Raw genomic sequence first — 12,927 nt, 5'->3', positions numbered from 1 at the left:
AACGAAGTTCAAAACAAGAGAGGGCACGCTATGGACATTCACCACTTGACCAAAATTCGCCGGCCGTTAGTGGCATGCGCGTTGGTCGTTATTTCGATTGGCTATTGCGCATTGCTTTTCTGGATTTCACGGGGCGCTGGTGGATTGTAATTTTCGGATTTTCCAGCGCCCTATCCTGAAGTAAATCAGCGTACGCGACGCGCCCGGATGAGACCGCTAACCGTCAGAGTGCTCGTCGTATAGCTGACGTTGCCGACCAGATACACCGTCGTCGTCGATGGGATGCTGATGCGCACTACAGGCGTTGGAACGATATCGGCCTGGCCGGTCGCTTTCGTTGCGCCAATGAATGTGGTTGAGCCAAGTCCGCCGAGCGTCGCAGAGGTCGTACTGATGCTTACGGATTCGCCGCCAACGATCGTTCCGCCGGCCGGAGACACCTGCATCACGCCAGACACGTCCCAGTCGCCAGCAGTGAGACTGATGCTCGTAATGTTCGTCGAGACCGCTGTAGTGATTGCGACAGACGTTGCACTCGCCGGCACGTACTCCCCAATGGCGCCTGCATTAGCGTTGTTGTTGGTCGTGGTGCCGACAATGCCGTTCGTCTGCGAGACGGTTAGCGCGCCAGTGATCGACGTGGCGCCGGCAGTGAGGCTGTTGAAGTTGGCGGCACCCGACGAGACGACGGTCGTGAAGCTGCCGCTTCCCGGCGTGCCCGACCCGATGGCACCCGGCGAGGCGAAAGTTGAACCGCCGAGCGTCGCCGCGTTGATGCTCGTGTTGCAGGTGAAGCCGGTGCCGCTTGTCCAGTCGAGCGCGCTAGCCGATGTGCTGCAGCTCGGCATCGCGAAGGCGGTTGGCGACGCGCTCGACGCGGTGGCGTTTGCGACCACAGTGTTTGCAGCCTGCGCCGCAAGCGACGTTGCCCCGACATTCCCCCACCCCGGCGCCGTGACCGGACCGTTGGAAAGAACGACCTGACCGGATGTCGAGCCGGCGGGGTTGAGCAACTGGACCGGACTTAGCGTTGTCCCAAAAGAGACGAGCGCATAGAGCGAGAGAAACAGCGAAAGGACTGTTTTTTTCATTTCGTTCCTCACTGTGAACCGCCACCGAGCGTGTTATTCGTTCCGGCGTTGGAATTGGGATTTGTGTTATTCCAGTACGCATTCGACTGGACATTGATGAACTGGGAAGACGCTCCTAGCACGACAGGCGTCGTGATCTGCTGGAAGACGTTATTGCTGACCACTCCCGCTTCGGCAGTCCATGCACCGAAATTTATGGCGGTCTGATTGACAGCAGGAAGGACTGCCGGACTGAAGTAATTCCCCGAAACGATCGGCCCGGAGTAGTTCTGGAACACCAGCGCGGTCGCGTTGTTGTTGATGAGGAAGAAATTCCCCTGGATCATCACCCCTTCGATTGCCGACTGGATGAGCATTGCGTTGCTCGTGTTATTGAACTGGCTGCCAAAGACAGCTAGTTGATCCAGACCGGGCTCGCTCGGCGGAATAAGAATCCCGTAGGCGGTGTTGAACTGGGAACTCAGGATCGTGACGCCCTGGATGTACGATCCATAGAAAAGGCCCGTATAAACGGCCTCGAAGTTGCACCCGATGAAGTTGTAGACGACGCCGAGATTTGTCGATGTACCTTGAAGCTCAACACCGGTCGAGACGTACGGGCCAAGGAACGCGTCGTTGATGAAGTTGATGTTCGAAACCGATTGCACATAAACATCGTATTGCCATCCATACGTCTGCACGTAACCGTCCGCGCCGCGCACGTTGACGTTGGTGATGTCGCTCTGCGCGGTGTTCGCTGGGTTCGTGTTGGTGACCTGGCTGTTCGACAGAAGAATGCCCTGCGAACCTTGGGTTACCTTCGCCGCGACCGTGAGGTCCCGGATATGAAACGAGTTGAACGAGCTCGTCACACCGATGGTGATGCCGGGATTGTTTGCGAGCGTGAACTCGAGCATGGTCACGTCGGGGCCCGCACCGAGAATGGTGATCGACGCGGGATTGGTCGTCGCAAAGCGATACAGCATCGACTGCGAGAACACGTAGTTCCCAGGCGGGAAATACACACAAACCTGATTCGGATAGCCTGCGGTAATGGTCTCGCTTGTCACCGTTTGAGAGGTGCTGACTGTGTAAGTACCGGTACCCCCAGTTCCGCTCACGAATGCAGAGATAGTCGTGCCCGACGTCACCCCGGTACCTACAATGGTCTGGCCGACATGTAGCGCGCCGGGCCCATTCATGGCCGTGACGGTCAGCGTTGTACTGGTGATGGAACCGACAAATGAGACATCGGCGCCGTTGGCTGCTACGGCCGCATTCCATGCGCTGATGTTATCCGCGGTTCCGTTTGGGATGCCGCCATACGACAGGATATTTTTGCACGACGAAGGAATTGTCGGCGGCGTCGAGAGCGCCGTTGTACCGAATACCTGAAGGTTCTGAACCGGGAAGGTCTGCGCTTGCGCTACCGAAAAGCAGAGCGCCAGAAAGAGAAGGAATAGCTTTTTCATACCGTGACTCCGGCTGCATTGACCCAAATGGCGGGTGAGATTTGCTTGGCGTTGATCAGGTAGCCCAGCGTCGTGTCGAGATACGGCTGGCCGACGAACCCGGGGACGGGACGAGCGGACGTTGGGCCTGAGGTGGGATAAGCGAGCTGCGCACCGCCGACGGTGCCGTTACCGGGAACGCCGACCGTGAGCGCTGTGCCGCCTTTGACGTAGACCTTGTTCACGCCGACCGGAATCGGCGCATTGAAGGAGAGCGTGGTGCCGTTCAGAACGAACTGGTCACTACCCTGATATTCAGCATCGAAGAAGACCCACAGATTCGATGCCGAACCGTAGCTGTTCGAGAGGGTCAGGCTGGTCGTCGTACCCGGCGTGAAGTCGACGTTGGCTGCGAACCCGATCGTTCCGCCGCTCCCCCTTTCGTCCGTCATGTTGCCGACGGCGGCGCCCGAGTTAGTCTGGACGTTGTCTTCAGTCCATATCGGAGAGGTCGGTGGATCCGAGTCGGTGGACGGCGCCAGAACGAACTTGTACGACTGAGTAGGCACCAGCCAGATTGAGGCTTCACCGCGCTGGTTGAGAACAATCGGATTCGTGTTCTGCGTCGCACCCGTCGCATCCGTGTACGTTGGGTATTTCGTGGACGTGCCAGCCTGATAGGTGAAAAGAAGCCCACCCGCTAGCGCATTCCCATTCGAGTCGACGAACCTCTGAACGGGTGTCGGGCTTATGCTGACCAAGGTCATAAGGCAGCTCCAAAATAAAAAACCGCCCGAAGGCGGCTGGTCTCACTTGCGTGTATGGTTTATTGCGTGGCGGTTTCGGAGAGTGCGACCAGGCGTTGCGCGGCAAGATCAATCGAGTGGTCCGCGAGGTTAAGTCCGCCTGGCCAGTCCTGCGTATCGATCACGCTGTACCCTGACGACTTGATCCAGAGCATCGGTCCCGGTCGATGGATCCATTCGCCGAGGCGCGGATATCCGAACCAGATGTCACGCCCTTGACCGACGATCACCAGACCGGCAAGCTCCGTCTGGAAGCGGGCGTAGTAGGCAGCATTCGCGCCTTTCGGAGGCTCGAACGCGTGGAGCATCCCGATACGCCTGACAGGAATGAAGAGCGGCGTGTAGGTCGCGCGCCAACCCCCAAGCGAGTGCCCCTCGACGTTGAACACCGACTCCGCGGGAGCGGTGTCGAGTGCCCATTGCCACATATCCGACAGCCCCTCATAGGCGCCGCGCGTAACCTGCGCGCCCATGCCGACATCGACCGGAGCGAGATCCATGTCATCGAACAGATCGCCGATCTTTCCCTGACTGAACCGCGTGCCGGAGATGCTCAGGAATAGCTTGCCGTCGGCGCTCTGTGACAGCGCAGCCTGATGGCTGGCGTTCTGGTACAGGTCGATGAAACAAAGCCCGAGCGCTTCAAATGCTGCCCGGGCTTTTTCTGGAGCATCGATATACGCGGCCTGCGCGCGTTGCGACGCCGCGGCGATCGTCGCAAGGTTCATTGAGATGCCGCCACCGGTGCCGAAGCTGACGTCGCGGCAGCAGCGTTCGATGCGATCGCGGTGACCGTATCGACTGCAATTGTCGCGAGTGCCAACGCCCCTTCGATCTTCGCCTTCCTGTCGTCTGGCAGTACGCTCGCCGGCGCAGCCCGCACAGCGGCGCTAGCTGCGGGGAACACGGTGGTCGCAAACTTGGCGACGGTATCGGTCGACACTGTCGCGCCGGCGGCACACGCGGCGTTGACGATTGGCGTCGCCTCGGCGATCTGCGCCTGCGCGCTGGGCGGGATGGTTGCGGTCAGCGTCGGCGCGAGTGCGAGGGCCTGCTGAACCGGAGGGCACGCGATCGCAACGAACTGGGCGGGCGTGAGCTTGACGGTTGGTTGAGTGCCGCAAGCGGCGAGAGCGGACGCGACAAGGCCTGCCGCGAGCAGCATGGAAAGGCGTTTCATGGGGAAGAGTCCTTACTTGGGAGAGAGCTTGATCGCGGCGGCCGCCGCATTGCTTACTGCAGTGGCGACGTCGGAGACAACGGCGCCTTGTGCGGTGACAGGAGCGGTTGCCCCCACACCAGACTCCTGGAAGTGGATCGTGTAGTCGTCACCGGTCTTGGCGACGTCAACGACCACCGAAGCGATGTCCTTACCGTTCGTGACGACCGCCTCACAGCAAACCATCTTTTGCTGAGTGGGCTCGTAGAACGGCCGGACGTTGTATGTGGCAACGCCCGCGCAGCCCGATAGCGCGAGCAGTGCCGCGCCCGCCAGCGCGCGAATCATTGCAGTGGGCCCGACGCCGGCGGCAACGCCGAGCGCGGCGGGTTCTTGCTGCCGACGTTGAACGGGAGTTGCAGCACGCCGTGCCAACCGGTGATGACGCCGATCATCGCGAAGGCTGCGTCGCGCAGCTGCGGGTCATTGATCTTCAGGAAGTCACATGCGGCGATGAACACGAACAGCAGCCCGACTGAAACGGGCTTGATCAGGTCTTTCATGAAGAGTCCTTCAGGTGGAGACAGCGGGCTGCACGGGTGCGTCGAGCGACGCAAGGTTGTGCGCATTGAGGATTGCGATGATCTTCTGCGCGTACTGCGGGTCGGTGGCGTAGCCAGCGGCCGCTACCGCCTTAGCGAAACTCGCGCTGTCGGTCGTGAGGAACGCCGGCGCATAACGCGGGTTGTTGATGAGGAATGCGGCATGGTCCTGAATGCTGCCGAGCCAGTCCGAGTACTTCCGGAACAGCGCGTTGACCATCGTCCACTGGCCGTTCAGAAACTCGCGGGTCGGAACCGCGTACGTAGAGCCAGTCCAACTCTTATCCGCCTTTACGCCGAACAGATTCATCGCGTTGCGCGTGAGCCCCGAGCTTCCCCACCCGCTCTCGAGCGCGGCGTCTGCGACGACGAATCCTGCCGGGATGTTCGTGAGTGCCGCGGACGCCTGCGCGGCGGACGCGATTGCGTTGATGAAATCCTGTGGAGCCATGGTTACCGTCCACTGAAGATGAAGTGCCGGGCCACTTCCGTGACCACCGCGCCGACGACCGCACCGATACTCGTCAGGGTGAACAGGCCGCCCTTCCCTTGATTGGCCATCGCGAGGAGGCGCTTAATGTCGTCGCGCATTTCCCTGTTTTCGGTCCTGATCTCCGCGATCTGTCGATCCTGATCCTCCAGGCGTGCGAGTACCTTTCCGAACTCAATCGGATCAATGTCATTGCCCATGTGGATTCCCCGCGGTTAGAAAACGAATTCGGTGGCGTAGCCGTGCTTTTGCAGCAGCGGCAGTTGTTTTTCGAGCCGATCGCCGATATCGGTGCGGTACATCGGAGAGTTCGGGAAGCTGATCTTGTCGACGATCTTGTACGCGGCCTCCTTGGCTTTGCTGACCGTCGCGCCGGTACCGGTGCACACGATCACGTAGTCACCGCACGTGACTGGCATCTCGACCTGCGTGATGCGGCCATTCTTCATCGACGCGACCTTGCCCATCATCATGTCGGCGGGCGAGATCGAATTACGCGGCACGTCATCCATGCCGAAGACAGGAATACCGGTGACTTCCTTGCCGGTTGCGTTCGAGTATGGGAAGTCGGGCTGAGCCATCACCACGCCGATCGCGACATCGCTATTCACCTTCAGCGTGTTCTCGCCATTGATGAGGTCCACCATCCACTGCACCGGATCACCTTTGTGACAGGCCTGCATGATGCGGAACGCCGGCCACCCCGGGCGGCACGTGAATTCGAGCGGCCACGCGGTGCCTTTGGAATCGACCATGCAATTCATGTCGATGTCGCCCACGTAGTCGATCGAGTGCAGGTAGTCGGTCACCGGTTCGAGCGCATCCTTGAACAGCTTCGAATCCTTGACATACTTCATCACCGTGCCCATCTCGCCCGTGTTGACGCCCTTGTCGCCGTTCATGAGCTTTTTGTGCTCGAAGTTTTCGTTCTTGTATTCGGACCATCCACCCGGCCCGAACCACCCAGAGACGCCGATTTCGACGCCCGGCACGAACTCCTGCAGCATGAAGCGGCCAATGTTTTTGCCGAGGCGCTTCCATCGGTCGAGCATGAAGATCATGTCTTCGGGGCTCTTCGAGACGTAGGAAAGCGACTTGTCCTCCTCGTCGCCGAGCGTCTTCGAGACGTACCGCTTTCCCGACTTTGCGACGAACTTCATTGCATCGTCGTACTCGTTGAATTCGGTATAGGGGATGCACGGCACGCCGGCCATTTTCAGCAGCTTCTGGCCAAAGGCACGGTCAATTTCCAGCCGCGCGCCCTGAACGCCAGGCGAGAAGATCGGGAAGCCCTTCTTCCTGAATGGCTCGAGTTCCGACATATACCGGTCGTTGCCCGTCAGGAAGATCAGATCCGCCCACGGCATCGAGCCGCGCCAGTTGTCGATGCGGTGGATCCACCCTTCGCCAACGCAGCGCGCCTCGCCGCCTTTCTTCGTGCAAACAAAAAGCCGGACATCGTGTCCGGCTTCTTTGGCGCGCAGGCAGAAATCGAGGCTCGACCCATCAGAGTCGATTACAAGTACTTTCAAGGAATTCCCCTATAATTTGCGGATCAACCAGCCAGCGAGGCAGGCATGGGCCAGCCCAGAAAACCCGAAAAGCCGTACACATGGTGGGACGACGTCAAGTACGGCTTGGGTGCACCCGTGCTCCTTCTGAGCGTGCCGCTACTGATCGTCGTCGCACTCATTTCGGCACTGTAGAAGCCGGTTCGCCAGCGACCGCCTGCGCATAAGCCTGCGCATCCTGCTGGACGTCGTCCGGCTCTCCCTGCATCGTTTTCCCCAAAGACAGCACGGCCTGACGGGCTACGTCCGGTCCAGCAGACTTCGACGCGCGCGCGAGCCATCCCACAAAGCGTGGGTTAGTGAGCAGCTTGGCGGTGAGATTCGCCGCCGGCACCGTGCCGAGCAGCGTCGCCGCGGCGCCGAGCCGGCCGGTCGTGGCCGCGCCCGCAATGCCGCTGGCGAGACTGGATGCCGCGACAATCTGGCCGGAGCCCGACGGGTTGGCGAACACTTTCCCGCCCTCCTTGATGTTCTCAGCCGTCTTCGCGATAGCGTCGAGCGCACTGCGCAGATTCCCATCCTTGCTGGAGAACATCACGTCCTTGGCCTGAGAGGACATCTTGTTCCAGTTCGTGAGAAACGATTGCGACGAGAAAACCTCCCCTTCAGCGCCTTGCGCGCCCGGCGCCGCGGTCCCCATCCTCCGGATGAATGCGGACTTGACCACATCTCGTTCGGCGGGCGTCAGGCTCTTCATGACCCCCTGAATCTTCGTCGCGCCGGCCTGCATATCGCCAGGGTTCACCGCCGACTTGAAAATCTTTTCGGGGATGTCCTGCTTTGCTACTTTGTCGAGCACATCATCGATTCGCGCGTGACCAGCTCGGGTAAATGCATTTGCTCGATCCATCGCCTTGACGGCCTCAGGATTGCCAGTGGCCTTTGCTGCACCCTCCAAGTCTGTCGAGAGTGCCCCGTATAGGCTTCTCCACTGACTGCGCGGCACGCTGTCCGAGAGCGATGCGTTCTCAATCTGCTGACCAACCAGCGTGCGGAGTTTCTTGACAGCCTCATACGGGATCGCGCCACCTTGGCCTCGGGCGTCCGCCTTCAGCGCATTCTGAATTTCCATCACGCGCTGATTTTTGAACTGGCTCGAAAGGTTCTTCGCACCCTTGATGTCCTGATTCATGCTGGACAGTGCTTTTTCCGTGTTTTCCAGCTTTACGGCGGTTTCCGGCTTAATGTACTGATCCAGCTTGTCGTAAAGCGCCTTCTGGCCTTGCTTGAAGCGATCCACGAATCCGCCGGGGCCAGACAGCCCTTTCTCGATGGCTCTTCCGGCGACTGACGGCGTAGCGTTCGGGGACAAGTTATCGGCCAACTTCTCGACCTGATTGCCGATATCAGATCCCTGCGACGTAGCTTTCTTTGCGATCACTCCCGCGCTTCCCGGATATTTCCCGGCAAAGCTCTCCGCAGCTTGCACTGCGCGGTTGCCAGTCGCCTGCCCGACGCTGAGCGATGTACCGGCCTTCTCCGCGGCGTCGATGTTGGCGGCGACTTTCGGGATGTTCGCTTCGCCGCCGCGCAGCAGGTACTTGATCCCCGACCCGGCCGCGCTCGCCAGGTTCTTCAGCGCGTTAGGTGCGACGGGCATGACATCCGGAAATGGCGAGTCGGCGTTTGCCACCTTTTCGAATTCCGGATTCTTGCCGACTTCCGGCGCGCCGAGCGTACGGCGGATCGTGTTTTCAACCGAGTTCGGATCGTTCTCCGGCAGCTGCAGGCGTTGCCACCATCCCGGCGACGCACCCGCGCCCGGCTCAGTCGGCTGCTGCGCAGGCGCGGTGACCGGCACAGCGGAGCCAAGGTCAAAACCGCCTTGCGCGGGCTGCGGCGCGGCGGCACCCGGCGCTACAGCAGGGGCGGAACCGGCGTCGGCAGGAGCCGCGTCAGGCTGCGCAACGAATGGATTTGGCACGGTCTGCTGACCGCCGAGCGGCACGGCACTGGAAAGGTCGAAAGGCATCACTGCACCTGCTGGAATTGTTTGCCGTCAGGGCTGACGTAGGCCATGTTGCCGTTCCGGTCCTTATGCAGCGTCCACCCCTGGGCGTTCTGCGCCGGTGGCAGGTTCGCTGCGGCGGCCGGCAGCGGCGGCCGGGCAGCGCCGGCGGGAGCCGGTCCTTGACCCGGAAGCGGCACGCCGGCAGCGGGATCTGGGCCGATCTGCCGTTTTCCGTATCCACGGAATTCCTCGCGCACCATACCGGGCGACTTCATGGCGGCGCTCATTTCCTGTTTCATTGCCGCCACCACCGCGGCGTACTGCCCCTTGCTGTACGCGGTGGACAGCATCTCGCGCGCATGGTCCTTGTCGCTCACCGTCGGTGTACCGCTCGGGCTGATTGCACGCGCGTATGCGTTGATCAACGAGTTGTTGTAAGCGCCGAACTGGACGATGGCAGGATCGCCGGTACCCTTCTCGGCAGCCTGAAGCACCTTGTTGAGCGACGGATATTTCGACCGATCCACCTTCTGTGACGACTGCAGAGCGAGGTCGGCGAACTGCGATGCCTCGTTGACCGCCATCCCAGCCTGCGCCGTGCGGGTACCGAGCGACCGCTCACCTGCTTTCAGACCTTCGAACTCCGCGATCGTCGACGCGACTTCGTCGGGCTTCATCCCTCTCGCTTCCGCCTCTTCGCGAATCGCGCGGCGCACCGCCACGATGTCGCGTGCGCCCTGTGCGCCGCGGCCGAGGTTCTGCAGAACTGACTTGTCGCCGGCGAGATACTGGCGCGCCATGAACTTGCGGTCGTCGTCACTCAGGCCCGCGCTGGGATCCTTGACGAACTTGCCGGGGTTCTGCGGGTCTGGCATCAGGCCGCTTTTCGCGCCTTCCATGCCGAGCCGCTCGCGCTCCATGCCGAGTCGCTGCCCTTCCAACCCGACCCGATTGCTTTCCAGCCCAACGCGCTGGCCGCTCAAGCCCTCATCTGCGCGGTTATGGCGCGCCGTCTCAGTCGCTTTGCTCTTGTCGAGCTCCTCCTGATGCTGCTGGTGCATGACCGAGAACTGGTCTTTCGCGGTGAGGGCGGTAAAGACGCCGTTGGCAACCTTATCTGGGTCGAATTCAGGAGGAATTTGCGCAAGATGCTCTTTGTCGATCTGGCCGCTCTCTGCTACACGTTGCATAGCTTCCTGATACAGCGGCTGCATCTGAGCCTTGGCTTGATCCGGCGGCAATCCCTGCTTCAGCAAATTGCTGTACTGGGTCATGAGACCGCCGCCTGTCTGCGCGATCAGGTCCATCTGTTTGATGCCATTCTCGAAGTCGTACTTCTTCGTCTGCGCCTTGTTTTTGTCGACCGAGGACTGTTTCACCGCTAGATCGGCCGCGCTCTTCTGCAATGCCATGCCAGCGCTAGGGTTCTGACGTGTGATATTCGCCAGCGTGTTCTGGCTGATCTGCCCCGTTGTGGGGTCGATGGCGTTCGGATCGGCAAGTGCCTGACGCAGATCCTGATCCGCCTTGTGCTTGTTGATCAGGTCAGCGAGCGTGTAGGCCTGCGCGATGGACTGCGTCGGATCGATCTTCGGCGCCTGGGCCATCAGCGGAATGCTTGCATCGATAGGCATGGTGGTTATCCCGTGTAGCTGGAAATCAGATCCGTCGGCGTGCTCGTCGACGCGGCGCTGCTGTAACTGCTTGTGCCTTGGTTGGTGAGTTGATTCAGGAGCGCGTAGTTGCCTACACCACCGGCCGCGCTACTGATCCCGCTCGAAATTGCATTTGCCGAACCGACTGTCCCGGCTGCCGCCGCGTTCCCGGCGCCGATGGTGTTGGCAGAGATGTTGTTGCCGGCGTTCTCGGCGACACCAGCGATCGCGCCACCCGCGCTAAGGCCTGTATTCACGCCCTGCTGAAGATCGCCCAGATAGTTCTGATAGTCGCCGATGCCAGTCTGCTTGTTGTTCAGGAACGTCTGATAGGTTGTGCCGGCCAGACCTTGTCCGTATGCAGTCAGATCCTTGAGGGTTGCGCCCGATAACAAACCGCCTTTTGCCGCGGCGCTGTTATTGATGGCTTTCTCGCCTTGACCGAGTTGGAACTGATATCCGGGTGTCGCTTCAAGTGACTTTTGCAAAGCTGCTGTATCAGGCGCGGTGCCGCCATTTCCCACAAGGCCGTTGTAGCCATTGATTAACTGCTGCAACGTGCCGTATCCCGCCTGCAGCGTCGGCAACTGGCTTGTTCCATAATCCAGATATGGCTTCAGGTTCTCATTGTTCTGGTTGTAGATCGCCAACTGCGTCGCGTTTGCGCTCGCCGCCGCGTCGGACTGCTTGTTCGCCGCGGACCTGGACGCGTCTGAACTCATCGCAGAAGCGCCAACCGTGGCCACCGCTGCCGCACCAATCGCTGCTGCAACCATGATTTACTCCCCGATCCACTTAGCGTAGGTGACTTCGAACGGCTCGAAACCGAGATATTCGAAAAGCTGCGTTACGTCGTGCGCATGTTTACTGCCAACCATCCAGACCTTCACACCGCGCCGGCGAATTTCCTTTTCGACAAACTGGAACATCGCGGCCGCAGTGCCGTCGCGGCGGCGATCCCATTTGACGTAGAAGATGTCAGGCGAGCAGGTAAGGCACGAACCGTAGTGCAGCGCCGGCGCGATAACCGCGATGAAATAACCCACGATCGTGCCGCCCTCGCGAGCGATCACCATCAGCAACGTTCCAGCTGCTTCTCGAGCCGCATACACGTCGCTCAGAGGTTCTAGCGGCACGCCGTGTTCCTTGTGCTGTGAAATCTCGTCGTAATGCTCCACAAGCAGCGGATACATCTCTCGGTAGACGTCCGAAAAGCGTTCGATGCTGAAGGTGATCATCGCGAGGTCCTGATATCTACGATCATGTGGATACGGTCGTCCGCACTGTTGTTGATGACCTCATGCTCGAGCTTGTTGTTGAACCACCAGACCTCGCCGGTGGCCATGTACACCTGCTCGTCATCGCAACGGAATATGACCCCGGGTTGGCTCTGCAGCACGACGTGGAACCGGCTGTAGTACTCGGCGTGCACCGGCGTGTCCGCGTGCGGGAAAATTCGTCCTCCCGGGACGATTTTGTTGATCATCACGCGACCGAGCCGCTCGCCCTGGACGCTGCCCATCAGCGCGAAGACGATCGGCCGAGCCTCGGTTAGAACCTTAAATGCGGGCTTGTCCTCGCTCTCATGCTGGTCATATCCGGGCAGCAGGTTCTGCTTGTACTTTTCCATCTTCCGACCGGTCTTGTCGCGGCTGAAATCGGCGATTTTCGGAAAGCGCAGCATGATGGATTCCGTCTCGCCAAATGGACCCTGCGGGTAATGGCGAAGGAAAGTGTCTTCCTGCCAGAGCTCCGGGCGCCGACGAATCGCCAGCATCAGCGGCGTGACGTCTACCTGCGCGAGCTTCATAAAGTTTTTCATACGATCTGTATTCCGCTAGCCATGAAGTTGACAACCGAATTAGCGCTCGCCACCGCGTGAATCGCGTCACCGGCCGACAGCGTCAGGCCCGCCAGTTCCGGGGAAACGTAGGTCGATTGCGGTGCGATCGGCTGAGAGGTGATGATCTGATTCGACGCGGCAACACTGCCGCCGCTGCGCACCACGTTGGCCGTGATCGTCACCGCGCTCGCGCTTGTGTTGGTGAATACCGCGCGCTTGACAACCGCCGTGGTGTTCACCGGGCAGGTGTAGTAGTTCGCGTCCGCATTTGTCAGCGTGGCATCCGGGACAAGCGGGAGTGCTGTGATAGTCATCCGTGATCCTTTTCA

Annotated in this window: 17 protein-coding genes; 1 reads left to right on the top strand and 16 read right to left on the bottom strand. The window is 60.3% G+C overall.

Annotation, left to right across the window (positions count from 1 at the left end):
- Positions 1 to 185 precede the first annotated feature (185 nt).
- The 10 genes from C0Z16_RS28235 to C0Z16_RS28190 are packed head-to-tail and all read right to left on the bottom strand — an operon-like array spanning position 186 to position 7,110.
- On the bottom strand, positions 186 to 1,091 hold the full coding sequence (locus C0Z16_RS28235) for a hypothetical protein (RefSeq protein ID WP_102635350.1): 906 nt from the start codon (positions 1,089 to 1,091) through the stop codon (positions 186 to 188).
- A gap of 8 nt (positions 1,092 to 1,099) precedes the next feature.
- The gene (locus C0Z16_RS28230) at positions 1,100 to 2,542 is read right to left on the bottom strand and encodes a hypothetical protein (protein WP_102635349.1); all 1,443 of its coding nucleotides are present in this window, start codon (positions 2,540 to 2,542) and stop codon (positions 1,100 to 1,102) included.
- Positions 2,539 to 3,288: a hypothetical protein gene (locus tag C0Z16_RS28225; protein WP_102635348.1), complete on the bottom strand. Its 750-nt coding sequence runs from the start codon at positions 3,286 to 3,288 to the stop codon at positions 2,539 to 2,541. The genes C0Z16_RS28230 and C0Z16_RS28225 overlap by 4 nt, the downstream gene beginning before the upstream one ends.
- Positions 3,289 to 3,347: 59 nt before the next feature.
- Positions 3,348 to 4,055: a hypothetical protein gene (locus C0Z16_RS28220; protein WP_102635347.1), complete on the bottom strand. Its 708-nt coding sequence runs from the start codon at positions 4,053 to 4,055 to the stop codon at positions 3,348 to 3,350.
- Positions 4,052 to 4,507, bottom strand: coding sequence for a hypothetical protein (locus tag C0Z16_RS28215; RefSeq protein WP_102635346.1), 456 nt, complete (start codon positions 4,505 to 4,507; stop codon positions 4,052 to 4,054). Before C0Z16_RS28215 ends, C0Z16_RS28220 begins: the two co-directional genes overlap by 4 nt.
- Before the next feature lie 12 nt (positions 4,508 to 4,519).
- Positions 4,520 to 4,834: a hypothetical protein gene (locus C0Z16_RS28210; protein ID WP_102635345.1), complete on the bottom strand. Its 315-nt coding sequence runs from the start codon at positions 4,832 to 4,834 to the stop codon at positions 4,520 to 4,522.
- A complete protein-coding gene (locus C0Z16_RS28205) occupies positions 4,831 to 5,049 on the bottom strand; it encodes a hypothetical protein (protein ID WP_102635344.1) in 219 nt (72 codons plus the stop codon). The genes C0Z16_RS28210 and C0Z16_RS28205 overlap by 4 nt, the downstream gene beginning before the upstream one ends.
- A 10-nt stretch (positions 5,050 to 5,059) precedes the next feature.
- Complete coding sequence (locus C0Z16_RS28200; RefSeq protein WP_102635343.1) at positions 5,060 to 5,539, bottom strand: glycoside hydrolase family 73 protein; 480 nt, start codon at positions 5,537 to 5,539, stop codon at positions 5,060 to 5,062.
- Between the two features lie 2 nt (positions 5,540 to 5,541).
- Positions 5,542 to 5,778, bottom strand: coding sequence for a hypothetical protein (locus C0Z16_RS28195; protein WP_102635342.1), 237 nt, complete (start codon positions 5,776 to 5,778; stop codon positions 5,542 to 5,544).
- Between the two features lie 15 nt (positions 5,779 to 5,793).
- Complete coding sequence (locus C0Z16_RS28190) at positions 5,794 to 7,110, bottom strand: phosphoribosylglycinamide synthetase C domain-containing protein (protein ID WP_102635341.1); 1,317 nt, start codon at positions 7,108 to 7,110, stop codon at positions 5,794 to 5,796.
- Positions 7,111 to 7,155: 45 nt separating this feature from the next.
- On the opposite strand from C0Z16_RS28190, the gene C0Z16_RS39395 reads away from it, so the two are divergent.
- Positions 7,156 to 7,284 carry a hypothetical protein gene (locus C0Z16_RS39395; protein WP_279635085.1) on the top strand — a complete coding sequence of 43 codons (129 nt, stop codon included), beginning with the start codon at positions 7,156 to 7,158 and terminating at the stop codon, positions 7,282 to 7,284.
- Here the strand turns inward: C0Z16_RS39395 and C0Z16_RS28185 are convergent.
- From C0Z16_RS28185 to C0Z16_RS28160, 6 genes are all read right to left on the bottom strand, one after another.
- Positions 7,268 to 9,121 carry a hypothetical protein gene (locus C0Z16_RS28185; protein WP_102635340.1) on the bottom strand — a complete coding sequence of 618 codons (1,854 nt, stop codon included), beginning with the start codon at positions 9,119 to 9,121 and terminating at the stop codon, positions 7,268 to 7,270. The genes C0Z16_RS39395 and C0Z16_RS28185 overlap by 17 nt on opposite strands.
- Positions 9,121 to 10,707 (bottom strand): hypothetical protein, encoded by a 1,587-nt coding sequence (locus C0Z16_RS28180; RefSeq protein ID WP_146014364.1) that lies wholly within the window; start codon positions 10,705 to 10,707, stop codon positions 9,121 to 9,123. The genes C0Z16_RS28185 and C0Z16_RS28180 overlap by 1 nt, the downstream gene beginning before the upstream one ends.
- Before the next feature lie 32 nt (positions 10,708 to 10,739).
- Positions 10,740 to 11,405, bottom strand: a complete 666-nt coding sequence (locus tag C0Z16_RS28175; RefSeq protein WP_146014363.1) for a hypothetical protein — start codon at positions 11,403 to 11,405, stop codon at positions 10,740 to 10,742.
- Positions 11,406 to 11,534: 129 nt separating this feature from the next.
- On the bottom strand, positions 11,535 to 11,993 hold the full coding sequence (locus tag C0Z16_RS28170; protein ID WP_102635337.1) for a GNAT family N-acetyltransferase: 459 nt from the start codon (positions 11,991 to 11,993) through the stop codon (positions 11,535 to 11,537).
- Complete coding sequence (locus C0Z16_RS28165; protein WP_244201383.1) at positions 11,990 to 12,565, bottom strand: aspartyl/asparaginyl beta-hydroxylase domain-containing protein; 576 nt, start codon at positions 12,563 to 12,565, stop codon at positions 11,990 to 11,992. Before C0Z16_RS28165 ends, C0Z16_RS28170 begins: the two co-directional genes overlap by 4 nt.
- An 8-nt stretch (positions 12,566 to 12,573) precedes the next feature.
- Complete coding sequence (locus C0Z16_RS28160; RefSeq protein ID WP_102635335.1) at positions 12,574 to 12,912, bottom strand: hypothetical protein; 339 nt, start codon at positions 12,910 to 12,912, stop codon at positions 12,574 to 12,576.
- Positions 12,913 to 12,927: the final 15 nt, after the last annotated feature.

The sequence above is a fragment of the Paraburkholderia rhynchosiae genome (assembly GCF_002879865.1).
In the GTDB taxonomy this organism is placed as follows: Bacteria; Pseudomonadota; Gammaproteobacteria; order Burkholderiales; family Burkholderiaceae; genus Paraburkholderia; species Paraburkholderia rhynchosiae.
This window is presented reverse-complemented; position numbering and strand designations above follow the sequence as displayed.